Origin of the sequence: Micromonospora sp. HK10 (genome assembly GCF_000982955.1) — a bacterium.
Taxonomy (GTDB): domain Bacteria; phylum Actinomycetota; class Actinomycetes; order Mycobacteriales; family Micromonosporaceae; genus Micromonospora.
This window is the reverse complement of sequence record NZ_KQ058803.1, coordinates 1-25,085: the sequence shown is the minus strand read 5'-3', so window position 1 is coordinate 25,085 and position 25,085 is coordinate 1. Positions and strand designations below refer to the sequence as shown.

Genomic DNA, 25,085 nt, shown 5'->3' with positions numbered 1-25,085 from the left:
GATGAGCGACGGTTTCGAGGTCGACGCGGAACAGATCCGCACCCATGCCCGCAACGTCGACACGGTGCGCAGCGGCTTCGACGCGGTCAAGACCGCCAGCGCGCACATCGCCCAGGACGACTCGGCGTACGGGCTGCTCTGCGGTTGGATCTCCGCGGTGCTGGAAGGCCGGCACAAGCGGCAGGACGAGCTGATCGCGTACGTCGAGGAGAACCTCACGCTGGTCTCGGCCGGCCTGCGCAAGACGGCCGACAACTACGACCACTCCGACAGCGAGGCCGACACGGCCATCCGCAAGGCGGGTGGCGGCCTGACCGGGGTGACGCCGTGACCGACACCTCACTGATCGCCGGCGTCGAGTCGACCCGCAAGCCCTGGACCGGCGCCGCCCTGGCGGACAGCTTCCAGGGGCTGGTCGACGCGATCAAGAGCGAAGGCTGGGTCGACGACCTGATCGCGGGCGCGGCCTTCGGGGTCGAGGTCGCCGCGTCCGTGATGGACCCGTTCAGCGCGCTGCTGGCCAACGGGCTGGGCTGGGCGATGGAGTACTTCGAGCCGCTGCGCCAGGTGCTCGACGAGCTGACCGGCATGCCGGACGTGGTGGCCTCGCACGCGGCCACCTGGAACAACATGGCCGCCGCGTTGCAGAGCCTGGCCACCGACCTCAAGTCCTACGTGGACGGTGACATGCCGCACTGGCAGGGGCGGGCAGCCACGGCGTACCACAACCTGATGGAGCACAACGTCGAGGCGATCAACGGCCTCGGCGGCATCTCCGCCGCCATGGCGGTCGCCACCCAGGCCGCCGGGAACCTGGTCATGTTCACCCGCGACATCGTCCGCGACCTGATCGCCGACCTGGTGGCGCGGGTGATCGTCTGGGCGGTGGAGGCGATCTTCGTCGTCACCATCCCGGTGATCGCCTCGCAGATCGCGGCGGCCGTGGTCAAGTGGGCCGGGCGCATCCTGACCTATGTGATGGCCCTGATCACCAGCCTGACCAACCTCTCCGAGCTTCTGGACGGCTGACCCGAGATGGCGAAACCGAAGACCCCGCCCGGGGGCGGGGGAAACCCGCCCAACCCGCACGGGGGCAACGGCGGGAACAGCGGCAACGGGGGGAACGGGGGGAACGGCGGTGGCGGTGGGCGGCCGCACGGGAGTTCCGGCGGCGTACCGCACAACGTCAGCAGCGCCCAGAACACCGTCGCCCAGCAGGCCCAGCAGGGCCGCCCGGGCGGCCCGGGGCAGGGCAACACGCCCGGCCGGCCCAACCAGCCGAACCAGCCCGGCCGGCCCAACCAGCCGCCCGGGGCGAACGACATCCACCACAGCGACACGTCCCGGGAGCACATCCTGCACGGTGACGGTGGCCGTCAGGGTGGCCACCTCGCGGGCACCGGCTTCTCGAAGAAGACGGAATTCCCCGCCGACTGGGACGAGTCGAAGATCCTCGACGCGGCGCACCAGGTCACCCAGCAGGGCCCGCCGTCCAAGGGGCCGTACCTGACCAAGGACGCCAACGGCAATCCCGCCTGGGCGTACGACTACACCGGCCGGGTGGACGGCGTCGAGGTCAAGACGACCGTCCTCGCCAACGGCGAGATCCGCACCGCGTACCCGCCGAACGGCAACGACCCCGGCGTCATCACCAATCCGTCCGCGCCGAACCCGGCGCCGAAGGGCGTCCCGCAGAGCGATCCGCCCCGCTACAGTCACCCTGACGTGGGTGGCGACGGCAGCTGGACGTGGGAAGGCCCGAAGGGCAACAAGATCATCAGAGTGGTGCAGGACGCGCAGGGGAACGTCACCACAACCGTGCTCGGCGACTACAAGAAGAGGTGAGCGCCATGGACGCCAAGACCTACGCGGCGGTCACCGAGGTGTGCGCGCGGCTCGCCGGCCGCCTGCCCGACGACACCCTCAGCACGCTGCGCGAGCACTACGCCGCGGGCGAGTGGGACCTCGCCGACGGCACGCTCCTGCTCAACCTGGCGTACGAGCACGTGGCGGTCACCCGCGAGGAACTGGACCTGATCCGCTCCTTCCTCGGTGACCCGGACAGTCCCGAGCTGAACAGCCTGCTGGTCGTGGCCGAGGCGCCGCTGCCCGCGTACCAGTTCAGCCCGGGCGGGCCGGCGGGCGCGGCCGACCCCAGCCGGGCGGACCACCTGCTGGCCGCCGAGGCGCGCGGTTTCGGCGGGCAGGGCCTGCGGCGCGCCTGGCGGACCCCCTTCGACGGCGCGCCCGACGGCGCGGCCTGGGTGTACGTGGTCCCACTGGCCGGGGACGCGGACGAGCTGAAGGCCTTCTCGGGGCTCAGTTCCCGGCTCTGGAGCACGCTGCGGGAGAAGTGGCCGATCGAGGTGGTCGGCGAGGGACGGTCGCTGCCGCCGTATCAGGCCGCCGCCCTGGCGGCCGCCCGTCCGGTCCCGGCCGCCTGACGACGCAGGGCTGCCGGGGTCACCACCACCCGGGCCCGGCGGGTCGCCCGACGCGACGGGGCGCGCCGCCGGGTGGCGGCACGCCCCGGTCCGCGACCTAGCCGACCTTGACGTACGCGGTGCCGCTGGTGACGGGCGCGGCGGTCGAGGAGCCCGCGAAGACGAAGCGCCAGTAGCCGCTCACCGAGCTGGTGACCTTCACCGTCGCGGTGCCGTACTGGTCGACCGTGGCCGTCTTGACCGCGACGTAGTCGCTGGTGCCGGCCTTGCGGAACTGCAGCGTCACCGCCTGGCCCGGGTAGCCGTCGTAGCCGCCGGTCTCCCAGTTCCCCTGGGTGAGGGTGCCCTTGACGGTGATCGTCTGGCCCTTGGTGACCGCGCTGGGTGTGGCGCCGGCCGTGAGCTTCGTCTGGCGCCGCACCGGGACGGTCAGCGCCGCGTGCCGATCGGTGAGGCTCGTGCGGTCCTTGCCGAGGGCGCGGATGCCGACCTGCCACTCCCCCGCCAGCGCGTTCCGGCCCAGGCTGAGCCGCGGATCGATCCGGAAGGTCACCTGGCAGGTCGTGGTGAACCTGGTCGCCGGAATGCATTCCGCGGGGGACTCGCTGACCAGCACCGCCTCCGGGCTGGCGTACGGACCGCGGTACAGGAAGACGTCGCCACCGGCGACGCCGGCGGACGTGGTGGCGGTGAACCGGGCGGTGAACTGGCCGCCGCCGGACGGGGCCACGGTCAGCGGGGCACCGCCGTTGACCAGCACCTGAGAGACGTTGACCCCGGCGGACTCGTCGTACTGGGACGCCGGACCGGCGAAGGCCCGGAGCACCGTACGCCGGAGGCTGCCGCCCGAGTCGTCGGACGCCGTGGCCCGCAACGACACGAAGGCCGCGCCGGCCGGCACCGCCAGCTCGACCGAGGTGCCGCCCGCCGCCGCGCCGACCGGCAACGCGGCCCAGGTCCGGCCGTCGTCGGTGGAGTACTCCAGCCCGGTCAGCGTCGGGGTCACCCCGTAGCGGCGCGAGCCGGCCCGGGCGTCGATCCGCACCGGCGCGGACCAGGCGGCGTTCTGCGCGTCGAGGCCGGCCACCGAGAAGTCGATGTCGAGCAGGGGGAGCGGATCCTGGTACCGGATGCCGGCGGAGACGAACTGCCACTCGCTGCGCACCTCGGGGGAGAGCCGCGACCAGGACGAGGCACGGGTGACGGTGTGCGTCAACCGGTAGGTCGCCGACCCGCTCGGCACCGTCACGTTCACCGACTGGTACGGGGACAGCCCGGTGGCCGAGGCGAGGGTCTCCGACCCGGACGTCAGGTTGACGGCGACCGTGGAGCCGTTGTCCAGCCCCAGGTTGCCGGCGGCGTCGCTCAGGGCCGGGTACTCGTAGATCGACATCCGGTTGATGTCCCGGGTGGACGCAACTGCCGCGGACCGGCGAGGCGCGAAGGGTGCCGCGCCGACCGTCTCCCCGGACACCTGGCCGGCCGGCAGGGACCGCTGCGTCAGGGTGAGGTCGTGCGTCGGCTGCCGGTAGTGGACGAGCCGCCAGAACGACTGGTTGGGCGTCACGTACTCGGTGACGTTGCTGGGAATCGCCACGGGCGACGGGAGGTAGGCGCCCGACATGTCGCTCGTGCTGGGCACGCTCAACAGCCAACCGTTGGTGGCCCGAGCCTGGCTCCGGATCGAGGTGACCGTCCTGGCCAGTGAGGCCGTGGCGACACTCACCACCGGGTTGCTGGGTACGCCGCCGGCGAAGCTGTGGTAGAGGTCGTACCGGTACGGGCTGCTCGGCACGTGGTCGGAGGTGCCCCGCCGGAGCAGGATCTCGTGCAGGCGCAGCGACACCCCGGAGAGGGCGAAGGGCGTGACGTACACCTTCTCGGTGCCGCCGCCGGCGAAGCCGGCCAGGTCCCCGCTCGGCACCGAGATCCACACCGCGGAGGTGTAACGCCCCGCGGTGGCGTCGTCCACGGCGATGCGCGTCTCCTTCGCGCTGCTCTGGTCGAACCGGACCGTCGCGCCGCCGCTGGCGATCTGGAAGGTCCGGCTGAGCAGGTAGCTGCCGCCGGCGTACGGGTCGCTGTACAGCGCCACGGCGAAGTAGTCGCCGTTGGGCAGCTGCACGTTGCCGTTGGGGGTGTACTCCTCGTCGGTGACCGGGTGGAAGGTCCACGTCTGGCGGTTCCAGACGTAAAGGATCTTGAAGGCGACCGTGCCCGGGCTGTTGATGGTGAGCCGCACCGGGTAGAGCGCGGCCGCGGTCGAGGTCAGCGACGCGGGCTGCGCCCCGCTCCTCGACTCGATCGTCTGGGCCCGGTGTCCCTTGGGCTGCACCGCCAGCGTCCCGCCCACCGACGCGTACGCGTACCGCCCGGCGCGGGCCGACCCGCCTGCGGGCAGCACCCGGAACCGCGAACCCGATCCGGCGCCGTCGCGCAGCACGTCGACCCGCTCGCCGGTGGCGAGGCGGACACTCGTCCGCGGACCGTCGGTTGCGTTCGTGGTGACCTGGCCGGCCCGCGGGCCGTCGGCGGCCCTGGGGGTGGCCTGACCGGTGCTGCCGGCCGCGGCGGGGGCCGCCGCGCAGACCGAGCCGGGCAACGCGACGACCAGGGTGGTCAAGCAGGTGGTGGCGAGCAGCCGATACGACCGCAAGGAAGGCTCCCGAGGGTGAGCTACCGGGTACGCGCGCGGAGAGCCCGGCGCGGGGCCTCACCGTAGCATCGATCGCCACTCGTAAGGTGCCACCGATGACGCCACTCCAGCGCGGGCAGGCCAACCCGGAAAGCGGCACGGTGTGCTTGCCGAGACCGGTGCGCTCCCGCCTGGTCGCGGGCTGCCTAGGGTGGAAGCGGCTGGGGCGCCGGGCTCACCCGGGTCGACGGCGGGTTCCGGACGGCATCGTCACAACGGCGCGAAGGTGGATCGTCATGGCAGACAGCCGGCAGGTCCTGTTCATCCAGGGCGGCGGCGCGGGCGTGCACGACGAGTGGGACGACAAGCTGTGCGACAGCCTGCGGCGGGAACTCGGAGACGGGTACGAGGTCCGCTACCCGCGGATGCCCGGCGAGGACGACCCGAACTACGCCAGGTGGAGCGCGGCCATCCGGCAGGAGCTGACGTCCCTCAAGGACGGTGCGGCCGTCGTCGGCCATTCCGTCGGCGGCACGATCCTCGTCAACGCGCTCGCCGAGCGGCCACCGGAGGCGGAACTCGGCGTGATCGTGCTGATCGCGGCTCCGTTCGTCGGCGCGGGCGGCTGGCCCGGCGACGAGTTCGAACTGCCGGACGACCTCGGCGCGAGGCTGCCGCAGGGCGTACCGGTGCATGTCTTCCACGGGCTCCGGGACGAGACCGCCCCACCGTCGCATGCCGACCGGTACGCTCGCGCCGTCCCGCAGGCACAGCTGCACCGGCTACCCGGGCGCGATCACCAGCTGGGCAACGACCTGAGCGAGGTGGCCCGGGCGCTGCGTTCGGACGCCGGACCCCTCCCGCACTGATGAGGAGGTACCCGCGTGCCGAGGAGTAGCCGAGCGGCCCGCTGGACGCTCAGCACCGGCCTGCTGGTGACGCTGGCTGCCTGTACGCCCACGGGAAGCGCCGACCATGGCCAGGCGCCCACGTCCGCGCGGGCCGATCCGCGCACGTCGTTGCCGGCCGACGGGAGCAGCGCGGAGCCGTGCTCCACCTCGGTCGAGGCGCTGCGGGAACCGCCGGCCGGCTACCGGCTCGTGGGCGAGGACGTCGCGGTACCGGACCGGGCGGTGCTTGAGGCACAGGAATCGGGGGAGGCGGATCCGGCGGCCCGGCTGTTCGCCAAGTGGGGACTGGTCGTACGCGGCGGCGCCGTGATCGATCTTCGCGTGGCGCCGGGGTGGGCGGACCGGGCACGAATCGGGTGGGGAACGGTAACGGTGCCGGGCCCCGCCGCCCGGGTGCGCGCCTGTTCGCCTGTCGATCCCCAATCCGCGTGGCTGGCCTTTGCCGGCGGCACCTGGGTCAGCCGGGCGACCTGCCTGCCGCTGATCGTCGAGTCGCGCGGCCGGACGGCACAGGTGCGGCTGGGTATCGGCGTCTCCTGCGGCGGAACCGATCCGCCGCGCTCCTGACAACCACTCCGCCGCCACCCGATCCGCACCCGGGAGGGCCGGCCAGTGCCCGGCAACGAAGATCCGGGGCGAGCCCGGCCCACGTCCGCCGGACGGCTTAGGGCCGCTGGCCGACCTCGTCCACGATCGCCTGGACGGTCGTGTCGGTACCCGTGCCGAGGTAGGCGTACGAGACCGGGTCGAAGATCCACATCACGGTGTCCTTCCCGAAGCGCCAGGACACGCCCGTGCCCTTCCGCCCGGTGGCATCCACCGCACCCTCGACGACGGTGATTCCCTCGATCCTGGCCGCCGCCTGGTAGAGCGCCGCCCGCTGTGCCGGCCTCAGGTAACGCGAGGTGGCCAGCTGCCACATGTCCTTCGCGATGCCGTTCGTCTTGTTCTGCGCGGGATCATTGTTCAGATGGGCGTTGTGTTGGTTGAGATAACGCACCATGGCCCCGGCGTCCGTGGGAAGGTCCGGCAGGTAGGCCGGCATCGGGGTGCACGCCTCGCCCTTCTCGGTACCCGAGATGTAGCGCCCGTTCCGGCAACCGGCAGACAGGAACCGCGCCATGCCGTTGCTCTCCCGGTTGAAGCCGAGGCCGTCCCTGGTGCCGTCGACCGAGTACCACCGCTCGGCGTTGACGCGCCCGTCGCGTCCCACCTCCCGCAGGTAGAGGTACTGGTCAGCGCGCGGCAGCACGTCCGGCCCCCGGGCTGCTGTCTCCGCCGCCGGGCCGAGCACCTGCGAGACGGGCCGGATCGACAGCCTCGTTCCCGGCCCGAATCCCGGCGTCTCCGACAGCGTGCCGGGAGCGCGTACCGGACCGGTGGGTGGGGCCGCCACGTCCGGGAACGGCTCGGGCGGCGCAGGCGTCCAGACCACGATCACGGCCACGGCGGCCGCCGCGATGCTCGCCGCCGCACCCCAGGCGGCGCCCGCCCAGGCGACCCGGATCCGGCGGTCCCGGACGCCACGGCGCGTGGCGGCGACGAGATCCGGTGCCGGCGGGGCAGCCGCGGCATCGGCCGCGAACAGGTCCCGCAGTTGCTCTTCGAGCAGGGTGCTCATCGGGTCTCCTCCAGACGGGTGAGGGTGGCGGATCTACGCAGGCTGGCCAGGGCCCGGGAGGCGGTCGCGCGCACCGAGCTCTCGGTGACGCCCATGGCCTCCGCTATCGCGGCGTCGTCCAGGTCGACGTAGTACCTCAGCACCAGCACCGTCCGCGCACGCGGCGCGAGACCCGCCAGGAGGGTCCGCAGGTTCTCGCGCTCGACGAGTGCGTCGCTCGGGTCCCGCACCGTCTCGGCGGTGGATTCGCCCAGCTCCGCGGGGCGTTCGGTGGTCCAGCGCCGCCGTCGCCAGCTCAGGTGCGCGTTGATCAGCATGCGGCGCACGTACGCCTCCGGGCTCCGGGCCGCGACCACCTTCGACCAGTGCCGGTACGCGTCGACGAGCGCGCTCTGGGTGAGGTCCTCCGCATGCTGGCGGTTGCCGGACAGCACGAACGCCAGCCGTAACAGCGACTGGCCCTGCTCGGCCACGAAGCTCTCGAAAGTCATGCGCCCGCCTCATCGGTTGTCATCGCTCCGTAGACGCATCGACCCACCGCGCCCGCTGCATCCGACGACCGACCCCGGCGTTTCCTGCCGGTCCCGTCGTGGTTGGTCGCCGACGAGGTGCCGGTGGTACGTCGACCGGGCCTACCCGGCAAGGAACGCGAGCAGGTGGTTGAGGTAGTCGTCGGGAGCGGTCTCGTGCACCAGGTGACCGGCCGCGATCGTCACCAGCCGGGCATCAGCCAGACGATCAGCCAGTTCGGCGAGTTGCTGCTGCGGGATCGGGCTGGCTGCTCCGCCGCCGATGAGCAACGTGGGTGCCATGATCCGGGCGACGATGTCGGCCCATTCCGGATCTGGATCGTCGATCTCGGGCCGGACCTGCTCCACCAGGTGCCAGTCGAAGGGCAGGTCCCCCTCGGGCCGGTCGGGAAGCCCCGGCGGCCGAGGGTGCAGGTAACCGATGTCCTCGAGCACGAGTCTGCGGACCTGTTCCGGCCGGTCGGCGGCCACCCCGCAGGCCACCAGACCACCCAGGGAATGACCGACCAGATCCACAGCGCCGAGGTCCAGCCGGTCCAGGATGCCGATGACGTCCCGCGTGAACAGTTTCAGGCTGTACGTGCCGGGCCACTCGCTGGCACCGTGACCACGCAGGTCGACGGCGTACACCGTCCGCTCGGCACACAGGCCCGAGGCGATCCCGTCCCAGTCGCGTGTGGTCTTTCCCGTGGCAGGAAGCAGCAGGGCGGGTGTCCTGCCCCTGTCAACGGCCGGCCACACCCGCAGGGAGAGACGCAGCTCCCCGACCACCACGTCGATCAGTTCAGGCACACCCCGAGCCTCTCCAGTCCCGTCTCCGGAGCCAAGCCGTTCTGCCGTCGGCAGACCCGTCCGCCGCACCCGCCGGTCCGCGCCGGCTGCCTCGTTCACCGCCGGCCGGTGGTCGACAAATGGTCGGCAACCGGCACCGGCCCTCGTAACGTCCGCACGATGGACGGCAACGACGAGCGTGACCTGGTCCGGCGCGGGTATGACGCGCTCTCCTACCACTATCGATCCGACGACGCCGACGACGGTCAGTACGGTCCCTGGCTCGCCGGCCTGCACGGTCGCCTACCGGCCTCGGCGGCAGTCCTCGACCTCGGATGCGGCTGCGGCGTGCCCGTGGCCCGCTTCCTCGCCGACGCGGGCCATCACGTCACCGGCGTCGACATCAGCGATGTGCAGATCGAGCGGGCCCGCCGCCTGGTGCCCACCGGCACCTTCCTGCGCGCCGACGCCAGCCAACTCCAGCTGCCACCCGCCTCGCTCGACGCCGTGGTCTGCCTCTACGCCCTCATCCACCTGCCCCTGGCCGATCAACCACGCCTCATCGAGAGCATCGCCACCTGGCTACGCCCCGGCGGGTGGCTGCTCGCCACCGTCGGCACCAGCGCCTGGACCGGCACCGAGGACAACTGGCTCGGCGGTCCCGCCACCATGTGGTGGAGCCACGCCGACGCCGCCACCTACCGGTCATGGCTGCACCAGGCGGGACTGGCCATCATCGCGGAGGACTTCATCCCGGAAGGCAGCAGCGGCCACACCCTCTTCTGGGCGCGGCGCCCACCGAGCTGACCCCGTCCCTCGACGCTGCACGGGCAACCTGGCGCAGCACCCAGGGGCACGGGCCGTCTCGACTGTCTGCGAGACCCGGCCAGCCGGTCCGTCGTAGTCGGGCGGCGTCCGTCGTAGTCGGGCGGCGGCAGTCGTCGCGGACCGGCTGTGCTGTACCGATCCCGTAGCCTGCCGTTGGCTGCGGGAGGCGCATGGGTACGTGGGGCGAGGGTCCGTTCGACAGCGACGGCGCGGAGGACTTCCTGGACTCGCTCGCGGAGTTGCCGCCGGATGCCCGCCTTGGCGTGGTGTCCCGGCTTCTCCGGTCCGCCGCCGTTCCGCTCGCCGAGTGGCCGCGCGATCTTTGGGACACCGAGGTCATCGCGGCCGCAGCCGTCCTGGCCGTCAACATCTCCGGCGATGACCCGTTCGATGCAGAGCACGAAGTGACGGAGTGGCTCCCAAAGCAGCTGCCGGCAGAGCTACTGAGCCTTGGGCTGCGCGCCATCGAAGAGGCAACGACCCCGAGTGGCCCCTGGGCACAGAGTTGGACGACTGATCAAAGTCGCGCGGACGCCCTGGATGCCATCACGCGCATCCGCAGCGTCCTTGCCAGCAGGATGCGGCCGGACCGGTAGGCAGCAGCGGTGGCCGCCAGTCTGTCCCCATCTCCCCGACGGGTGCCGGATACTGCGGGCAGTTTCCCGGGACTCGGGGGCGAGCAGCTCGGCCGCGGCGACCTACTTCATGATCTCTGCATGACGGTCTTCGCCTGCGCCCGCTGTGGAACCGTACTCACGAACGACCTGGCCGAGGTGCCGTTCGCCGCTCTGCCGGATCCGGTCTCGCCGTCCGATCTCCAACCTGGCGAGAAAAGTCCCTCGTGGGTGCCGAGCGGGAAGTTCGCGGTCGACGCCGACGCGTTCGGGCCGCCCTACGTGCCGAGCGACAGTGAAAGGTACGTGGTGTCCGCGGGACCAGGAAACACCGTCCTGATCAGCCCGGAAGACCTGCTCGTACGCCGCCTGCACGCCGACTACGGACGTCGTAACGGTTGCTGCGGACTGGACGGTGTCGACGGCCCCAACCTGGTGTGCGACTGTGGCGCAGAGGTCGCGACCGAATCCTCCGACTGCTGGACGGCCCAGGTGGTGCGCCTGCAGCCGGACGCGGTGACGCGGATCCGCGGAGGAGCCTGAGCCGTACGAGTCTCCCCGTCCGGTGTTACCCCTACCCTTGGGCTTCGCGTCCGTCTGCGAGCCTTCCGTTGATCCGGGCCGCCAGCTCGGCGACCGCGAGAGCTTCGGCTTCATGCTCAGCAGCGGTTGCGCCACGCCAGGCACCTGTCTGCGGATCCTGTACCACCATCGGCTGATGGAGGCGCCCATCGAGCCACCGGCTCAGCCACTCGGTGAGGGAGATCCCCTCGGGGAAGAACGACCGCTCAGCCCGGCCCGAGTTCGGATCGAAGCCCCACATCATCGCCGACGGTTCGGAACAGTCGACGTACGAGTAGATCCCGCATCCCCAGTAGGCGACAGGGAAGAGGCCGGCAGGCTCGCGGGCGTCCAGCCGATCGACGGCCGTCCTTCCCCTGTCGTCCGGGTGTCCGCCGGCGACTCCGAGTATGCCGGGACCGAAGCCGCCATTGGCCACCTCAAGGTAGAGACGACGCAGCAACGGCGGCAACGGATGGCCGAGCAGTCTTTCGGCCTCCGCCACGGCATCGACGGAGGCGGGCTCGAGTGGCGGCAGCGGATCCACGGCTCCGGCCGCCTCGGCCGCGCGATGTGTCGGTGACCCGCGCTCCTCCAGCCACCGGACGTCACCGGCAGCGGGTGTCCGTACCCAGCCGCCATCCGCGTCGAGGTGGCCGGGGCGGACGTAGACCCAGTCGCTGTAGTCGAGAGCAGCCACCCGATCGGCAATCGCCTGGAAGACTTCCTCGTCGCGCATCCGTTGAGTATCCACCTCCTTCCGCTTCCTCTCCGGTTCGTGGTCTCCGGTTCCCGGTGCGTACCCTGCCGGGATGGACGGGGATGAGGACGTGCCGGAGGTCAGGTCGCAGGCGCACTTCCCGCCGCGGCGGTTGGCCGGTCGGGGGCGCGGCTGGTACCGAGGTGACTGCCATGTGCATTCGTCGCGCTCGAACGGTGGTGAGTTGACGCCGGAGCAGCTTGCCGCCGGCGCGCGGAAGTTCGGGCTGGACTTCATCGCCGTCACCGAGCACAACACCTCCGACACCCACGGCGTCTGGGGTCCAATCGCCGGTGACGACCTGCTGGTCATTCTCGGCCAGGAGGTCACCACCCGGACCGGGCACTGGCTCGCGCTCGGGATCGAACCGGGGCAGCTGGTCGATTGGCGCTACGGCGTCCGCGAGGACGTGCTCGACCAGCACCTAGACCAGGTACATCAGGTCGGTGGACTGTGCGTAGCGGCGCACCCGCACGCACCGTATCCGACCGGCACCTTCATGTACCCGTTCCGGGGATTCGACGTCGTCGAGGTGTGGAACGGGCTGTGGAGTTCCGACCTGCCCTGGAACGCAGACAATGAGGCGGCGCTGGCCGAATGGGGCCGCAGCCTGGCTGCCGACCTCCACCACGGGCGGTGGCGGCCGGCGATCGGCAACAGCGACACGCATCTGGACGAGCAGATCGGCATACCGCACACCGTCGTACTGGCCGAGGAGCTGAGCACTGAGGCGGTCCTCGCCGGCATCCGCGCCGGACGCAGCTGGATCACCGATTCGGCAGCGGTCGAGCTGTCGCTCACCGTTTCCGGCGAGCACGGCAGCGCGGGGATCGGCGAGCAACTGGACACCCACGGCGGGCAGGCTCTGGTACGGCTGGACGTGCGGGGCGTGCCAGACGGGACGGTCAGCGTCCACACTGAACAAGGCGTGGCGTACCGCGAATCCCTGCCCAGCAGCGGCGCCGGTGTCGTGGAATGGCACACCAGCGCGGCCGAGTCGGCGTTCGTGCGCGTGGAGGTACGCCACCCGCATGGCCACCTGGCCGCGCTCACCAATCCCGTCATCCTGACCTGAACTCCGGTGCCGCCCGGCAAGCTCAGCGGCTCGACCAATGGGTGCGGTAGGTTACGTCGTTCAGTTTGTCGAGCGCGCCGTCGTGCTGGTCATCGGATCGGTGCGGGCGCCTGGCGACCGGCCGGCACGAGCCACAGGAGGCGACATGTCCGACGAGATCAGGCTCAGCGCGGTCACCCTGGACTGCCCGGACGCCGTCGCCCTGGCGGAGTTCTACGCCGGCATCACCGGCGGAACCCTGACGCACGCCGGGGACGGCTGGGCATGCGTGCTGAGCCCGGCCGGGCGGATCAACTTCCAGACTGTGCCCGGATACACGCCACCCACCTGGCCCGACCCCACCTCGTCGATCATGATGCATCTCGACTTCATGGTCGTGGACCGAGAAGCCGCCGAGGCCCGCGTGCTCGCTGCCGGAGCAATAAAGTACGACTTCCAGCCCAACAGCGAGCAGTGTTACGTCTACGCCGACCCGGCGGGCCACCCGTTCTGCCTGACCACCTGGGAGGCCACGGCCAGCCCAACTCAGCTCGGCTGATCGAGCCCGCGCGGACGAAGGCCACGGTGCTGCGCACGGACGGATCACCGCTTTCCGTACCCGCCTCGACGTGTCCTGCTCATCGCAGATCCGTGAGTTGGTTGCCCGTCATGTGATGAGCGGGCTTCCAGGCCGCGTTTCGCGTTGGCAGACCGATAGGCAGCCGGCCGTGGTGATCCTTAGGTGACCGAGGTGCACCCGCAGCTGGTCGAGGCGGCCAAGGGAACGAACGTCTGGATCCTCGGCGGCGCGGAGCTTGCGACCCAGTTCGTGCAGGCCGACCTCGTCGACGAGCTTCACATCGGTGTCGCACCAGTCCTGGTCGGCTCCGGCACCCGACTGCTGCACGCAGCGGCGTACACGCCGTGGGCCTTGGCAGAGACCAACCAGTACGGGTCATTCCTTGCGTTGCGCTACGTCGCGCCCGGCCGTGACTCCTGACCGCCCGGGTTTCAGCCGCGTCGGACAGCGGTAGGCCATCCGTCTCTCGGCGAAGGTGGCCGCCAGCGATCGCCCTGCCGCCAATGGAGAGCAACCCCGATGGTGGTCGTCCCGCCTGAGCCCGTCATGCACTCCTGGTGCTCCGCAGCGTGGCCGGCCGGCCCGGCCAATGTCGGCCGGAGGCCGCCAGCAGGCCAGGTGCGCCGGCGCGGCCCGCTTGGCGGGCCGCCTTGATCAGCTCGGCGGCCTGTTCGATCAAGAGTTCGGCAAATGACGTTGCTGTCACCGGTTGCTGTCAGGGCCGGTCGCAAGCGACCGGCCCTGTGCGTTTTCCTGTTCGATCTGGCGCGCCCGAAGGGACTCGAACCCCTAACCTTCTGATCCGTAGTCAGATGCTCTATCCGTTGAGCTACGGGCGCTTGCTGCTCGGCCAGTCTACACACCCGGCTTTCGCGCGGAGACTCCGGGATTCGAACCCGGGAGGGGCTTTAAAACCCCAACCGCATTAGCAGTGCGGCGCCATAGACCAGACTAGGCGAAGTCTCCCTGGTGGCCCGGAGACCACCGCGCCCGAGGATACAGGTCCGCCCCCACCCGGGGCAAAGCGACTACCGGTCCGCCGCTCAGCCGCTGCGTTTCCGTCGTGTGCGACGTCCCGTCCGCGACTACGCTCCATCGATATGCAGGAGCAGCCGCCGAGCGATCCGCCCCGTCGCGAGCCCGCCGCCAAGGCCCGGCGGAGCCGCTCCACCAAGCCGACCTTCACTCCACCCCCGGCACCGGAGGCCCCCGCCGAGCCGGTGGCAGAGGACCGGGCGACGCCGCCCCGCCCCCGGCGGGCCCGGACCGCGCCCTCGGTGCTCTTCCAGCCGCCCGACCCGGCTCGGGCCAGCACACCCGCGCCGGACCGGCCGGCCGCCGCGCCGACAGCCCTTCCGTCCGCCCGGACGGGCGGCGACGACCTTTCCAATGCCATGCAGACCGGCGATGACGCACCTGCCGGCGGCCGTGCCGCAGGTGGTGCCGCTTCCGCTGGCGGCCGGGCCGCAGGTGGCGCCGCTTCCGCTGGCCCCCGGACCAGTGGCGATGATGCTTCCGGTGAGGTCCGGGCCGCCGACGATGCGTCGCCCGGCCAGGCGGGGGGCACCCCCGGTTCGGGTAGCGGGGTGGTGGGCCCGGACCGAGGGCCTGACCCGGCCGCCGCCGGACCGGCTGCCGAAGCGGCGGCTCCGGCTCAAAAACCAACCCCGGCCCGGGAGGCAACCCGGGCGGACACGCGCGAGTCGGTCGAGGCGGCAGCACCGAGGCCGGCCCGAAAGGCCACGAAGGCGGCCCAAGCCACGAAGGCCACCAGCCAAGCAACGAAGGCCACAAAGGCTACGAAGGCCACGAAGAAAGCGTCCCGGAAGGCCGCCACGACCCGGCCCGAGATCCCGGACGGGCCGGAAACCCCACCGCCGGCCCGCCGGGTGACGAAGGCGACGGCCGCCCCCGCCCGGAAGACCACCACCGCGAGGCGGTCGGTACCCCCCGCGCAGCTCGTCACCGGGCCCGCGCCCACTCCCACCGGCCAGCCCGACATCGCCCAGGGCCAGCTCACCGCACCGCTCGACCCGCCGCCCGCGACCACCGGACCCACCCCACCGGTCGCGTCCGAGACCGCCCAGGACCGGCGCACCCCGCCGCTCGACCCGCCGTCCCCGACCACCGAACCCACCTCACCGGTCGCGTCCGAGGCCGCCCAGGACCGGGGCGGCCCGGCGCCCGATCCGTCGACCACGGTCGTCGAGCCCACCAGCGCCGCGAGCCCGGAGCCGGCCGCGCCCGAGCCGGCACCCACCGGGCAGCCGGACCGGCGGGAGGTGGTCACCGTCCCGCTGAGCGAGGTCACGCCGGCTCCGGTGCGTACCGCCGGGGAGAGCTGGCGGGCCGTCGGCGCGCGCGTGCTCGATCATCCGGGCTTCGCTCCGGAGCTGCTGGCCCTCGCGGCGGTGGACGCGCTGGGGCCGCGCGCCGCCGACTGGGTACGGCGGACCCGCGAGACCTACCCGGCGGCGGACGCCGACGGGTTGGCCCGGCTGGCCACCCGGCGGTTCGTCCGGCTGGCCGGCGCGGGCGGGGCGCTCGCGGCGGCCGCCGGGCTGCTCGCGCCGGCGGTGGAGCTGACGGCGGTGCTCTGGACCCAGGCCAACCTGGTGCTGCACCTGGCGGCCGTGCACGGCCATGATCCGGCCGATCCGGACCGGGTGCCCGAACTGCTGGTGCTGACGCAGGTGCATCCGGACGTGGGCACCGCCCGGTCGGCCCTGGCGGCGGTCCGGTCGGTGGGGCCGTCGGCGGACGGGCCGGGGCCGCGGGCGGCCGAGGCGGCGTGGCGGCTGGCCACGCCGCTCGCGGCGCAGGCCGGCGGCTGGTTGGGGTTGCGGCTGGCGTCCCGGCTGCTGCCGGGCGCGGCGGTGCTCACCGCCGCGGCGGGCGACGCGGCCGCGACGCAGCGGCTGGCCGCCCGGGCCATCGCCCGCTACCGGCCGGACCGGGGTCGGTGAGCGCCCCGGTCAGAGCCAGTCGAACCAGGAGCGGGGCAGCGCCGCGTAGCCGACGAAGGCGACCACGTCGAGCAGGGTGTGCGCGACGATCAGCGGGGCGACCCGGCGGGTACGCAGGAAGAACAGGCTGAAGATCACGCCCATCACCGCGTTGCCGACGAACGCGCCGAAGCCCTGGTAGAGGTGGTAGGAGCCGCGCAGCACCGCGCTGGCGGCGACCACGGCGGCCAGCCGCCAGCGCAGCTGCCCCAGCCGGGTGACCAGGTAGCCGACCACGATCACCTCCTCCAGCACGGCGTTCTGCACGGCGGCGAGGATCAGCACCGGGACCGCCCACCAGAGGTGCGGCAGGGCGGCCGGCACCAGGGTGGCGTTGACGCCGAGCTGCGCGGCCGCCCAGAACAGCGCCAGCCCGGGCAGGCCGATGAGGGCGGCGAGCCCGGCACCGCGCGCCAGGTCCGACCCGGGCCGGCGCAGGTCCACCCCGAGGGTCCGGGCCGGGTCGCCGGGGTCCCGGGCCAGCAGGTGTACGGCGAGCAGCACCGGCAGCAGCGCGAAGCCGATCCCGAGGAGTTGGTAGGTGAGGTCGAGGTACGGCCGGGCCGAGGCCGAGGTGTTCAGCGCCGCGGTCTGCTTCGACAGGCCACCCGCGGCGGTCAGCTTGGCGATCAGCGAGACCAGGGCGTACACCGCCGACTGGCCGAGGGAGAGACCGAGCACCAGCAGCGTCTCGGTGCCCAGCGTCCGGCGGGACACCGGGCGGGTGAGCTCGTCAACCGTCACCGGACCACTGTGCCGCACGCGGCGGCCAGCCGGCACCGGCTCCGGCAGGGGATGAATCGATCGCACATTGTGTGCGACCGGTGGGCACGCTCCGTGGAGATTCTATGGGGGCCGATCCGGCCGTCAGGAGAAGGAGCGTGCCCCCGTGGAGAACTTCGCGCGGCTGTTGAAGGAGAGCTGGACCCTGGTCGAGGGGGACCGGGAGCGGCTGAGCGGTCACTTCTACGCCCGGCTGTTCCTGCTCGACCCGGAGCTGCGCAAGCTTTTCCCGGTGCAGATGAACGGGCAGGGCGACCGGATCCTCGAGGCGATCGTCACCGCGACCCAGACGGTCGGCGACCCGGAGAGCTTCGACGAGTACCTGCGGGCCCTGGGCCGGGACCACCGCAAATACCACGTCGAGGCGGGGCACTACGCGACCATGGGCGTCGCCCTGCTGGACGCGCTGCGCAGCACCGCCGGGGACGGCTGGAACCTGGAGTTCGACCAGGCGTGGCGGGAGGCGTACGCGAGCATCACCGAGCGGATGCTCGCCGGGGCGGCGGCGGACGGGAACCCGCCGTTCTGGCACGCCGAGGTGCTGACCCACGAGCGGCACGGGCCGGACACCGCGGTGCTGACCGTCCGGGCCCTCCAGTACCCGCTGACCTGGCAGGCCGGGCAGTACGTCAGCGTCGAGGTGCCCCGCTACCACCCGCGGGTGTGGCGGACGTACTCGGTGGCGAACGCCCCGAACGACGACAACGTGCTGGAGTTCCACGTGCGGACGCCGGCCGGCGCGGCGGGTTGGGTGTCGGGGGCGCTGGTCCGCCGGACCAGGCCGGGTGACCTGCTGCGGGTGGCCGCGCCGATGGGGTCGATGACGCTGGACCGGTCGTCGACCCGGGACATCCTCTGCGTGGCCGGCGGGGTGGGGCTGGCGCCGGTCAAGGCACTGGTGGAGGAGCTGACCAAGGTCAACCGGACCCGCTGGGTGCACGTCTTCTACGGCGCCCGCCGCCCGGCGGAGCTGTACGGGCTGGCCGGCCTGGAGGAGCTGCTCGCCGCCCACCCGTGGCTGTCGGTCACCCCGGCGTGCAGCGAGGACCCGGACTTCGACGGCGAGCTGGGTGACATCTCCGACGTGGTGACCCGGTACGGCCCGTGGACCACGCACGACTGTTACGTCTCCGGCTCGGCCCCGATGGTCCGGGCCACCCTGCGCGCGCTCGCCGCCGACGACGTGCCGCCGGACCACATCCGGTACGACACCTTCGCCGCCCGATAGCCGTTCCTCCCCCCGAGCCGGGTCGCGTGCCCCTGCCCCCTGGGGCACGCGACCCGGCACCCCGTTCCGGATGCGGCGGGCCGGGCCGGCAACCGGCCCCCGCACCGGGGGCCGGCCGCGGTGCAGGGAGGGGTCAGTAGCGCCAGGGGTGGCCGGTGTCGCGGTACTCCTCGACCGGCACCAGCGGCACGCCCGGGATCATCCGGTCCACGTAGAGGTGCCCCTCCAGGTGGTCGATCTCGTGGGCGACCAGCCGGGCCATCGCGTACTCGAAGGACGTGATCACACGGCTGCCGTCCCACTGGGCGTGTTCCACGTCGATCCGCAGCGACCGGGGCACCAGGCCGCGGTGGTCGAAGAAGGAGAGGCAGCCCTCGTACTGCTCGTCGGTCTCCGCGGCGCTGTCGACGATCCGGGGGTTGAGCAGGACCACCGGTTCGGCGGCCCGGTCGGCGGGGCGGACCAGGGCGGCGGCCCAGCCGAGGCCGAGCTGCGGCGCGGCGATGCCGACGCCCTTGCTGAACGGGTGCAGCTCGTCGAGGCGGACCAGGACGGCGGAGAGCCGGTCGACGACGTCCCGGGCGATCCGTTCCTGGCGCGGCAGGTCGAACTGGTGGGCGGGCTGCTGGAGCAGGTCGTCGCCGCGCTGGACGATGCCGATGCCGCGCATCCGGTCGCTGGCCCGGACCCGGCCGTCCGGGCCCGCGCCGTCCGGTTCGGCGTCCGGCGGCAGGCTGCGGAAGCGCCACTGGAGCCGGTAGCGGGCGTTCAACGGCGGGTCGTCGGTGGCCCACTCGTAGATCGCCCGGCCGTCCCGGTCGTGCCGCTGCACCGGGGTACGCAGCGGCCCTTCCTCGGACGAGAGGGAGGTTTCCGCTCCCCACACCTTCGGGTCGAGCTCCGCCGGGAGGTCGAGCTGGACGGAGAGGTGCCGGGTGGGCAGGCGTACGGCCCGCTGGAACCAGGGGCCCCACTTGTCCCGCCCGACCCGGTAGGCGTACTCGATGGTCACCCGGTCGCCGGGGTAGAGCGGGAAGCGGCCCTCGGCGTTCTCGAAGAGCAGCCAGATCTCCTTGAACGCGTCCCGGTCGTGCTTGGCCCGCCAGTGCATCGGCTCGCGCCCGCCGCCGTCGTCCCGGTACGCCTCGAGTTGCAGCTCGGCGAAGGTGAGCGGGTGCTCCCGGTGGTGCCGGTTGGAGCGGCCGGGGTCGTTGGGGTAGCGGTCGACGGCGACCCGGACCAGGTAGCGGGTGACTGGTTCGGTGCCGGCGTTGTAGAGCTCCCGCCGGATCACGCAGTGGTAGCCCTCGTCGCTGTGGGTGAGGGTGGCGGATTCCCGCTCGACCACGAGGCCGGTGCCGGGTGGCAGCCACTGGCCGGGGACCGGCGGGTCGCGGTGCGGGCCGGAGCGGCCGTGCCGCAGCTCGTCGTACTCCCGGTAGCGCTGCCAGATCGCGCCGCTGGCCTCCAGGACGGCCTCGGCCCGGCGGGCGAAGTCCTCGGTGGGGCGGTGCCGGCGCCCTTCGACGTGGCTGACGTACGACGGGTCGAAGCCCATCAGGGTCGCCAACTGCTTCTTGGACAGCCCACGACCGGTGCGGTGCCGGGCGAGCTCGGCCGCGAACGAGTCGGCGGCACGCTCGATGGGTGAGGTCGACATCGGCTTCCTCGTACGCGGGAGCAACCATTTTCACGTCTGGTGGCCGAACGTGTACGGAAAGTGCCTCGTATTCGACACTTACCTTGACAATTCAACGGTGGGCGTCGATGCTTACGCCGCCTCCCGCCCCGCTCCGCCGGCGTTTTCCGCCCGCGCTACCGGGTAGTACCCGGCGCGGGACGTGACCGGCATCTCTTCCCCGGACCCCGGAGCCGACTTCCCCCCGACCCCCCGCTGTGGTTAGGCTAGCCTTAGCTCAGCCGGATGACGGATGTCGAGTGGTGGGGACACCGGACAGGGGACCGATCAAGGTGACAGCGGTGCTGCCGACGCGGGACGCCGCGGCGCCGCTCGCCCCGGTGACCGCCGCGCTGCGCGCCATGTTCGGCACCGACGAGGTGCCCGGGCTCGCGCCCGGCCTCCTGGTCGACACCGACGAGCCCCGCTGGTTCCCGGCCGCCCGGCTGATCGACGGCACCCGGCTGCCCGAGTTCCTGGCCGCCGCCGGACGGCGCTTCGGCGGCACGCCGCACGCCTGCGCCGCGCTGGCCTGGAAGTCGTACAGCTACTGGACCGCGCTGCCGGTGGTGCTGGGCTGGGCCTCGGCCCGGCGGGTGCCGCTGCCCGACCCGGCCGACGTCCTGCTCCACTTCGCCGACCCGGGCCAGCTGTTCACCCTCGGGTTGCGCCGCTCGACCACGGTCGCGGTGCTGCCCGGTGACCCGCTGGCGCTCGCCGGCCACCCGGACGTCCGGGTGGTCGCCGACGAGGCGGCGCTGCTGGACGCGCTGCGCGGCACGCTGCTCGACGCCCACTTCGCGCCGCTGATCGCGGCCCTGCAGACCGAGGTCCGGCTCGGCACCCGTACGCTGCTCGGCTCGGTCGCCTCCGGCATCGCGCACGGCCTGCTGCGCGCCTCGGACGCGCTGCCCGGCTCGGCCGCCGCGAGCGTCGGCACGCTGCTCGCCGCGCTCGACCTGGCCGACCTGGTGGAACTGGTCCCCGGCCCGGCCGGTGAGCCGACGGTGCAGCGGCGCACCTGCTGCCTGGCCTTCACCCTGCCCCGGCCGAAGATCTGCCAGGGCTGCTGCCTGCGGCCGTCCTGACCCGGCCGCCGGGGCCGGCGCTCAGTCGACCAGCGGCCGGACGTCCCAGAGCCACACCCCACCGGTGAACGTCGGCGTGATGCCGGTCAGCTCGGTCATCCCCCGGTGGAGCGCGCCGGCCTGGTGCAGCCGGGGGTCGAGGAGCACCACGCCGGCCCGCCAGTAGCGCAGGTCGTCGACCGCGGCGACCCGGTCCTGCGGGGTGATCGGCGGCACCGCGTCGGTCTTCCGGATCTGGGTGAAGAAGCTGCTGGTCGGGCGGGGCGGGGCGGTGAAGAGCGCTTCCCGGTCGGCCCCGGGCCGGGTGTCGGGGTAGAGGAAGTAGCCCCGGGCCAGCGGCAGCTCCAGCCGGGTCTCGGCGGACCAGCGCAGCGGAACGGCGTACGTGGTGTCCGGTAGCGGCAGCGTGACGAGACTGTGCCCGCCGGCCAGATAGGGACGCCAGGCCCCGGAGGTGATGAAGGTGGGGGTCGGTTCACGGCGTACCGCGGGCAGCGGGGTGGGCAGGAGCGGCAGCAGCGCCATGGTCAGCACGGTGGTGGTGGCGAACCGGATCTGCCCCCGGGCGGCCGGGTGGCGCCGGGCCAGCCGGCGGGCGTGTTCCGCGCCGAGCGCCAGCAGGATCCCCACGATCGGGGTGAGCGCGAGCGACCAGCGGGTGGGCACCACGGAGTGCAGGATCGGCAGGTTCTCCAGCGCGGCCCAGGGACCGGGGATGCCGGTGTCCCGCCCGTCGAAGCGGATCTCCCGGCCGAGGGAGAAGAGGACGAACACCGCGCCGACCGCGGCCAGACCGAGCACCACGACGTTGCGCCGTAGCCACCAGAGCAGCGCCACCGCGAGCACGGCGAGCGGCCAGCCGAAGAAGGCGTTCTCCTCGGTGGCGTTCTTGACCAGCCACACGCTGCCCCGGGCGTCCCCGGCCAGCGACTCCCTGGACCAGGCGACGTACGAGGCCAGGTCGGTGCGGTAGCCCCGGATCAGCTCCGACAGGCCCTGGTACGCCCCGGGCCCGAAGAACTGCACGTACAGCGGGTACGCGAGCAGCACCACCGCGACCAGGGCGGCCACGGCCAGACCGGCAAAGAAGGTGCGGGCGGACCGGCGGGTCTCCGGCCGGCCGAGGGCGAGGGCGAGCACCACCACCCCGAGCCCGATCGCCGTCATCAGCAGGATCTCCAGGTTGAGGAAGGACTGCCAGACCACCACCAGCCCGAGCAACACGCCGTTGCGCGCCCAGCGGCCCGGCTGGGTCAGGCGCAGCGTCCGCCAGATGATCAGGGGGACCACGAACTGGCTCACGATGTTGGGGTGGGCGTTGGCGTGCGAGATCATCGCGGGTGCGAAGGCGGAGAAGCCGGCCCCGAGCCAGGCCGGCCCGCGGGACCCGATCAGCACCCGGGAAAGGACGAAGTACCAGGCCACGCCGGTGGCGGCCATTCCCAGGGTGAGGAAGAGCAGGAATGCGGTACGCGGCCCGGAGAGGAGCGTGATCGGCGTCATTGGCAATGAAACGGATAATACGGACGTATTAGCCATCAGATTGACGCCGTCCGGCACATTCATCCGGTCCGACGTGAACGGATAGGCAAAATCGGTCACCACGCGCGCGCCGTGCGCCATCATCCACTCGAACTGCGCCTGATCGGTGCGGTTGTCCCGGACCTCGGCGGCGGGATCCAGCCAGAGCCGCGCGGTCACCCAGAAGGCGAGCAGGACGAAGCTGAGCACGGCGGCGAGGTCGACCCACCGCCCCCGCCGCAGCCGTTCGCCCTCGCCGGGCCCGTCCTCCGCGACGCCATCGGGAGCAGCGTCCGATTCAGGAGTAGTCATGACAATTCAGAGCGTAGTCAGGGTATGGCAGGGCCGTGACATGTTTCGGGGTACTGGCGTACTATGTGCCGGGTTCGCCAACCGCCGATCACGTGCCCTCCCCCGACCGCAATTCGGCCACCCCCGGTGCCCCGATTCCCATGCCATCCATCCGGATGGTTGACTTTGTCGGTCCAGGCGCGGGTCAGTCATATCGTGAGGAATCGACGCATGGCAGAAATCACTGGGGATCAGGCCGTCCAGTCGGAGGTCCTCGAGGGCTTGGCGACGGCCGTCAACCACCGCAGGTGGTTCGTCGAACTTGCGGTGCCGTACCTCGGTGACAACCCCATCGAGATCGGCAGCGGCCTGGGCGACTACGCGCTGGAGTGGTCCGCGCAGCTGCCCCGGATCACCGCCACCGAGGCGGACCCCGACCGGCTGGTCCGGCTCAAGGAGCGGCTCGCCGACCGTCCGGGCGTCGAGGTCCGCCAGATGCTGCTGCCACACTCCGAGCGCGGCGACTACAGCGCCGCCGTGTCGTACAACGTGCTGGAGCACATCGAGGACCACGTGGGCGCGCTGCGCAGCATGCGCGAGCTGGTCCGGCCCGGCGGCGCGGTGATCATCATCGTGCCGGCGTTCCAGTTCGCGATGAGCCCCGCCGACGTCGCCACCGGTCACGTCCGCCGCTACACCAAGAAGAGCCTCGCGGCGGCGATGACCGAGGCCGGGCTCACCGTGGAGAAGATCCACTATGCGAACGCACTCGGCCTGATCGGCTACTTCATGGCCACCAAGGTCTTCCGGCTGATGCCGAAGGAGGGCCCGATGGTGAAGGTCTACGACACCCTGGTGCTGCCCGCCACCAAGGCCGCCGAGCAGCGCATCCGGCCGCCGTTCGGGCAGTCCGTCTTCGCCGTCGCCCGCGTACCCGGCTGACCCGGCGGGGAGTGGCCCCGGCGGGCCCCTCCCCGCTCCGGCTCACTCCTTGATCTGGTACGTGGGGCGGATGACCGCCCGGGCCAGGGTGTGGAACGCCAGGTTGAAACCGACGTACGCCGGGCTGGCCCCCGGGCCGACGTCGAGCCGCTCCACGTCGACCGCGTGCACGGCGAAGACGTAGCGGTGCGGCCGGTCGCCGGGCGGCGGGGCGGCGCCGCCGAAGCCGGTGTCGCCGTAGTCGTTGCGGATGCTGAACGCCCCGCCCAGCTCGCTCTCCCGTACGCCGGTGGGCAGCTCGGTCGTCGAGGCCGGCACGTCCACCAGCACCCAGTGCCAGAAACCACTACCGGTCGGGGCGTCCGGGTCGAAGCAGGTCACCACGAAACTCTTCGTCTCGTCCGGGAAGCCCGACCAGGACAGCTGCGGGGAGACGTTCTCGCCGCCGGCGCTGTCGTGCGCGTGCCGCGCGTCCATCGGCTCACCGTTGTGCACGTCGTCGCTGGTGAGGTTGAACGACGGCACCGTCGGCAGCAGCTCGTACGGGTCCGGGGCGATCGGTCGTTCCAGGGTCATCGAAACGGTCCTTCCGGGTGCGCGCGAATGTCCTGCGCCCCTTCATACCCCTTCGCCGGTCCCGATCGAACCGGAAGGGGCGGTCCGGCCCGCCCGCCCTCCGGCGGGACGCCGGGCGGGCCGGGCCGACCGGCCACGAAACTTTCGGTGGTGCCCCCGCAAGTCTCGGTACCCAGCCCGGTGGCCGGTGGGCGCATTCGCGAACCGCGATCGCGTCGCTGGCCAGATATCAGCAGCTCAGCAGGGATGGGTTCACAATCTCGACAGGAGGACCTTCCCGAGGGCTTCCGGAAGTTGTTGACAGCGCGGGAAGGCCGATCGATGATGCAAGCATCGATGAACCTTAGCGGCTATCGATCCGGGCTGCGGTAGCGAGCTGGTTCCTCGGTCGTCATAGACCCCGAGCGGCACAGCCGCCACGTGGTCCGGCGCTGTCCGTGGCGGCCGTGCCCCGCGGCCCCCCACGACGGCGTCGAGTCGTGTCTTGCAGCCCGGGTCCCTCGGGCTGCCCCACGAGAGGGATGCACGCCGTGAACAACCACCCCGTCCTACCCGAGCGCCGCGGGCGTACCCGGGTCCGGCCGCTCGTCGCCGTCGCCAGCGCCGTCCTGCTGGCCGCCGTCTCGGCGACCATGACCGGCATCGCGCACGCCGAGGCCGACCG

General features: G+C 72.1%; 25 protein-coding genes and 2 tRNA genes. 16 read left to right on the top strand and 11 right to left on the bottom strand.

All coding sequences use genetic code 11. The features are described 5' to 3' along the window. Position 1 precedes the first annotated feature (1 nt). From LQ51_RS12385 to LQ51_RS12370, 4 genes are read left to right on the top strand one after another with little or no spacing between them, the layout of a single operon-like run. Entirely contained in the window at positions 2 to 331 is a 330-nt protein-coding gene (locus LQ51_RS12385; RefSeq protein WP_046565302.1) for a type VII secretion target, read from the top strand. Then, on the top strand, positions 328 to 1,029 hold the full coding sequence (locus tag LQ51_RS12380; protein ID WP_046565300.1) for a WXG100 family type VII secretion target: 702 nt from the start codon (positions 328 to 330) through the stop codon (positions 1,027 to 1,029). Before LQ51_RS12385 ends, LQ51_RS12380 begins: the two co-directional genes overlap by 4 nt. A gap of 6 nt (positions 1,030 to 1,035) precedes the next feature. Next, complete coding sequence (locus LQ51_RS31215) at positions 1,036 to 1,845, top strand: EndoU domain-containing protein (RefSeq protein WP_052744841.1); 810 nt, start codon at positions 1,036 to 1,038, stop codon at positions 1,843 to 1,845. 5 nt (positions 1,846 to 1,850) lie between these two features. After that, positions 1,851 to 2,444, top strand: coding sequence for a hypothetical protein (locus LQ51_RS12370; protein ID WP_046565324.1), 594 nt, complete (start codon positions 1,851 to 1,853; stop codon positions 2,442 to 2,444). 97 nt (positions 2,445 to 2,541) lie between these two features. Here LQ51_RS12370 and LQ51_RS31210 read toward each other — a convergent pair whose 3' ends face one another. Then, positions 2,542 to 5,100, bottom strand: coding sequence for a hypothetical protein (locus LQ51_RS31210; protein WP_052744840.1), 2,559 nt, complete (start codon positions 5,098 to 5,100; stop codon positions 2,542 to 2,544). A gap of 275 nt (positions 5,101 to 5,375) precedes the next feature. Between LQ51_RS31210 and LQ51_RS12360 the strand changes: the two genes are divergently transcribed. Both LQ51_RS12360 and LQ51_RS12355 read left to right on the top strand, forming a co-directional pair. Next, a complete protein-coding gene (locus LQ51_RS12360) occupies positions 5,376 to 5,948 on the top strand; it encodes an alpha/beta fold hydrolase (RefSeq protein ID WP_046565299.1) in 573 nt (190 codons plus the stop codon). A 66-nt stretch (positions 5,949 to 6,014) separates the two neighbouring features. After that, positions 6,015 to 6,557 (top strand): hypothetical protein, encoded by a 543-nt coding sequence (locus tag LQ51_RS12355; RefSeq protein WP_156313055.1) that lies wholly within the window; start codon positions 6,015 to 6,017, stop codon positions 6,555 to 6,557. A 97-nt stretch (positions 6,558 to 6,654) separates the two neighbouring features. Here the strand turns inward: LQ51_RS12355 and LQ51_RS12350 are convergent, their stop codons facing one another. The 3 genes from LQ51_RS12350 to LQ51_RS12340 form a co-directional block, all read right to left on the bottom strand. Continuing rightward, complete coding sequence (locus LQ51_RS12350) at positions 6,655 to 7,611, bottom strand: CU044_5270 family protein (protein WP_052744839.1); 957 nt, start codon at positions 7,609 to 7,611, stop codon at positions 6,655 to 6,657. Beyond that, positions 7,608 to 8,102, bottom strand: a complete 495-nt coding sequence (locus LQ51_RS12345; RefSeq protein ID WP_046565296.1) for a sigma-70 family RNA polymerase sigma factor — start codon at positions 8,100 to 8,102, stop codon at positions 7,608 to 7,610. The genes LQ51_RS12350 and LQ51_RS12345 overlap by 4 nt, the downstream gene beginning before the upstream one ends. Before the next feature lie 141 nt (positions 8,103 to 8,243). After that, positions 8,244 to 9,032 (bottom strand): alpha/beta fold hydrolase, encoded by a 789-nt coding sequence (locus LQ51_RS12340; protein WP_231605715.1) that lies wholly within the window; start codon positions 9,030 to 9,032, stop codon positions 8,244 to 8,246. A gap of 60 nt (positions 9,033 to 9,092) precedes the next feature. Here LQ51_RS12340 and LQ51_RS12335 point away from each other — a divergent pair, with 60 nt between their 5' ends. The 3 genes from LQ51_RS12335 to LQ51_RS12325 all read left to right on the top strand — a co-directional run bounded on the left by LQ51_RS12335 (position 9,093) and on the right by LQ51_RS12325 (position 10,897). Continuing rightward, complete coding sequence (locus LQ51_RS12335) at positions 9,093 to 9,719, top strand: class I SAM-dependent methyltransferase (protein WP_046565292.1); 627 nt, start codon at positions 9,093 to 9,095, stop codon at positions 9,717 to 9,719. Between the two features lie 191 nt (positions 9,720 to 9,910). After that, positions 9,911 to 10,336 (top strand): DUF4259 domain-containing protein, encoded by a 426-nt coding sequence (locus LQ51_RS12330; protein WP_052744838.1) that lies wholly within the window; start codon positions 9,911 to 9,913, stop codon positions 10,334 to 10,336. Positions 10,337 to 10,456: 120 nt separating this feature from the next. Beyond that, complete coding sequence (locus LQ51_RS12325; RefSeq protein WP_046565289.1) at positions 10,457 to 10,897, top strand: hypothetical protein; 441 nt, start codon at positions 10,457 to 10,459, stop codon at positions 10,895 to 10,897. 31 nt (positions 10,898 to 10,928) lie between these two features. Here LQ51_RS12325 and LQ51_RS31205 read toward each other — a convergent pair whose 3' ends face one another. Further along, positions 10,929 to 11,654 carry a hypothetical protein gene (locus tag LQ51_RS31205; RefSeq protein ID WP_052744837.1) on the bottom strand — a complete coding sequence of 242 codons (726 nt, stop codon included), beginning with the start codon at positions 11,652 to 11,654 and terminating at the stop codon, positions 10,929 to 10,931. A 73-nt stretch (positions 11,655 to 11,727) separates the two neighbouring features. Here LQ51_RS31205 and LQ51_RS12315 point away from each other — a divergent pair, with 73 nt between their 5' ends. The 3 genes from LQ51_RS12315 (at position 11,728) to LQ51_RS12305 (ending at position 13,729) form a co-directional block, all read left to right on the top strand. Beyond that, a complete protein-coding gene (locus LQ51_RS12315) occupies positions 11,728 to 12,750 on the top strand; it encodes a CehA/McbA family metallohydrolase (RefSeq protein ID WP_156313054.1) in 1,023 nt (340 codons plus the stop codon). A 145-nt stretch (positions 12,751 to 12,895) separates the two neighbouring features. Continuing rightward, on the top strand, positions 12,896 to 13,288 hold the full coding sequence (locus tag LQ51_RS12310; protein WP_046565285.1) for a VOC family protein: 393 nt from the start codon (positions 12,896 to 12,898) through the stop codon (positions 13,286 to 13,288). Positions 13,289 to 13,471: 183 nt separating this feature from the next. Further along, on the top strand, positions 13,472 to 13,729 hold the full coding sequence (locus LQ51_RS12305) for a dihydrofolate reductase family protein (RefSeq protein ID WP_052744836.1): 258 nt from the start codon (positions 13,472 to 13,474) through the stop codon (positions 13,727 to 13,729). A 343-nt stretch (positions 13,730 to 14,072) separates the two neighbouring features. Here the strand turns inward: LQ51_RS12305 and LQ51_RS12300 are convergent. Together LQ51_RS12300 and LQ51_RS12295 are read right to left on the bottom strand one after the other, a co-directional pair. Then, positions 14,073 to 14,148: transfer RNA gene (locus LQ51_RS12300), tRNA-Arg, on the bottom strand. A gap of 36 nt (positions 14,149 to 14,184) precedes the next feature. Further along, positions 14,185 to 14,275 (bottom strand) — tRNA-Ser (locus LQ51_RS12295). Positions 14,276 to 15,198: 923 nt separating this feature from the next. Between LQ51_RS12295 and LQ51_RS33885 the strand changes: the two genes are divergently transcribed. After that, entirely contained in the window at positions 15,199 to 16,275 is a 1,077-nt protein-coding gene (locus LQ51_RS33885; RefSeq protein ID WP_046565281.1) for a hypothetical protein, read from the top strand. A gap of 9 nt (positions 16,276 to 16,284) precedes the next feature. On the opposite strand, the gene LQ51_RS12280 is transcribed toward LQ51_RS33885, so the two are convergent. Further along, the gene (locus tag LQ51_RS12280) at positions 16,285 to 17,058 is read right to left on the bottom strand and encodes a CPBP family intramembrane glutamic endopeptidase (protein ID WP_046565280.1); all 774 of its coding nucleotides are present in this window, start codon (positions 17,056 to 17,058) and stop codon (positions 16,285 to 16,287) included. A 145-nt stretch (positions 17,059 to 17,203) separates the two neighbouring features. Between LQ51_RS12280 and LQ51_RS12275 the strand changes: the two genes are divergently transcribed. Further along, complete coding sequence (locus LQ51_RS12275) at positions 17,204 to 18,325, top strand: globin domain-containing protein (RefSeq protein WP_046565277.1); 1,122 nt, start codon at positions 17,204 to 17,206, stop codon at positions 18,323 to 18,325. A gap of 133 nt (positions 18,326 to 18,458) precedes the next feature. Here the strand turns inward: LQ51_RS12275 and LQ51_RS12270 are convergent, their stop codons facing one another. Then, the gene (locus LQ51_RS12270) at positions 18,459 to 19,985 is read right to left on the bottom strand and encodes a peptide deformylase (protein WP_046565275.1); all 1,527 of its coding nucleotides are present in this window, start codon (positions 19,983 to 19,985) and stop codon (positions 18,459 to 18,461) included. Between the two features lie 323 nt (positions 19,986 to 20,308). Here LQ51_RS12270 and LQ51_RS12265 point away from each other — a divergent pair, with 323 nt between their 5' ends. Further along, the gene (locus LQ51_RS12265; RefSeq protein WP_046565314.1) at positions 20,309 to 21,091 is read left to right on the top strand and encodes an IucA/IucC family C-terminal-domain containing protein; all 783 of its coding nucleotides are present in this window, start codon (positions 20,309 to 20,311) and stop codon (positions 21,089 to 21,091) included. A 21-nt stretch (positions 21,092 to 21,112) separates the two neighbouring features. On the opposite strand, the gene LQ51_RS12260 is transcribed toward LQ51_RS12265, so the two are convergent. Beyond that, a complete protein-coding gene (locus LQ51_RS12260) occupies positions 21,113 to 22,924 on the bottom strand; it encodes a glycosyltransferase family protein (protein WP_046565272.1) in 1,812 nt (603 codons plus the stop codon). 210 nt (positions 22,925 to 23,134) lie between these two features. Here LQ51_RS12260 and LQ51_RS12255 point away from each other — a divergent pair, with 210 nt between their 5' ends. Then, positions 23,135 to 23,845 (top strand): class I SAM-dependent methyltransferase, encoded by a 711-nt coding sequence (locus LQ51_RS12255; RefSeq protein ID WP_046565269.1) that lies wholly within the window; start codon positions 23,135 to 23,137, stop codon positions 23,843 to 23,845. Positions 23,846 to 23,887: 42 nt separating this feature from the next. On the opposite strand, the gene LQ51_RS12250 is transcribed toward LQ51_RS12255, so the two are convergent. Next, a complete protein-coding gene (locus tag LQ51_RS12250; RefSeq protein ID WP_046565268.1) occupies positions 23,888 to 24,421 on the bottom strand; it encodes a YbhB/YbcL family Raf kinase inhibitor-like protein in 534 nt (177 codons plus the stop codon). Positions 24,422 to 25,085: the final 664 nt, after the last annotated feature.

Excerpts from the sequence above, each read along its gene's own strand:
- LQ51_RS12385 (WP_046565302.1), top strand. The coding sequence starts at position 2 with ATGAGCGACGGTTTCGAGGTCGACGCGGAACAGATCCGCACCCATGCC.
- LQ51_RS31215 (WP_052744841.1), top strand. The coding sequence starts at position 1,036 with ATGGCGAAACCGAAGACCCCGCCCGGGGGCGGGGGAAACCCGCCCAAC.
- LQ51_RS12370 (WP_046565324.1), top strand. The coding sequence starts at position 1,851 with ATGGACGCCAAGACCTACGCGGCGGTCACCGAGGTGTGCGCGCGGCTC.
- LQ51_RS12360 (WP_046565299.1), top strand. The coding sequence starts at position 5,376 with ATGGCAGACAGCCGGCAGGTCCTGTTCATCCAGGGCGGCGGCGCGGGC.
- LQ51_RS12350 (WP_052744839.1), bottom strand. The coding sequence starts at position 7,611 with ATGAGCACCCTGCTCGAAGAGCAACTGCGGGACCTGTTCGCGGCCGAT.
- LQ51_RS12345 (WP_046565296.1), bottom strand. The coding sequence starts at position 8,102 with ATGACTTTCGAGAGCTTCGTGGCCGAGCAGGGCCAGTCGCTGTTACGG.
- LQ51_RS12335 (WP_046565292.1), top strand. The coding sequence starts at position 9,093 with ATGGACGGCAACGACGAGCGTGACCTGGTCCGGCGCGGGTATGACGCG.
- LQ51_RS12330 (WP_052744838.1), top strand. The coding sequence starts at position 9,911 with ATGGGTACGTGGGGCGAGGGTCCGTTCGACAGCGACGGCGCGGAGGAC.
- LQ51_RS12325 (WP_046565289.1), top strand. The coding sequence starts at position 10,457 with ATGACGGTCTTCGCCTGCGCCCGCTGTGGAACCGTACTCACGAACGAC.
- LQ51_RS31205 (WP_052744837.1), bottom strand. The coding sequence starts at position 11,654 with ATGCGCGACGAGGAAGTCTTCCAGGCGATTGCCGATCGGGTGGCTGCT.
- LQ51_RS12315 (WP_156313054.1), top strand. The coding sequence starts at position 11,728 with ATGGACGGGGATGAGGACGTGCCGGAGGTCAGGTCGCAGGCGCACTTC.
- LQ51_RS12310 (WP_046565285.1), top strand. The coding sequence starts at position 12,896 with ATGTCCGACGAGATCAGGCTCAGCGCGGTCACCCTGGACTGCCCGGAC.
- LQ51_RS12270 (WP_046565275.1), bottom strand. The coding sequence starts at position 19,985 with ATGTCGACCTCACCCATCGAGCGTGCCGCCGACTCGTTCGCGGCCGAG.
- LQ51_RS12260 (WP_046565272.1), bottom strand. The coding sequence starts at position 22,924 with ATGACTACTCCTGAATCGGACGCTGCTCCCGATGGCGTCGCGGAGGAC.
- LQ51_RS12255 (WP_046565269.1), top strand. The coding sequence starts at position 23,135 with ATGGCAGAAATCACTGGGGATCAGGCCGTCCAGTCGGAGGTCCTCGAG.
- LQ51_RS12250 (WP_046565268.1), bottom strand. The coding sequence starts at position 24,421 with ATGACCCTGGAACGACCGATCGCCCCGGACCCGTACGAGCTGCTGCCG.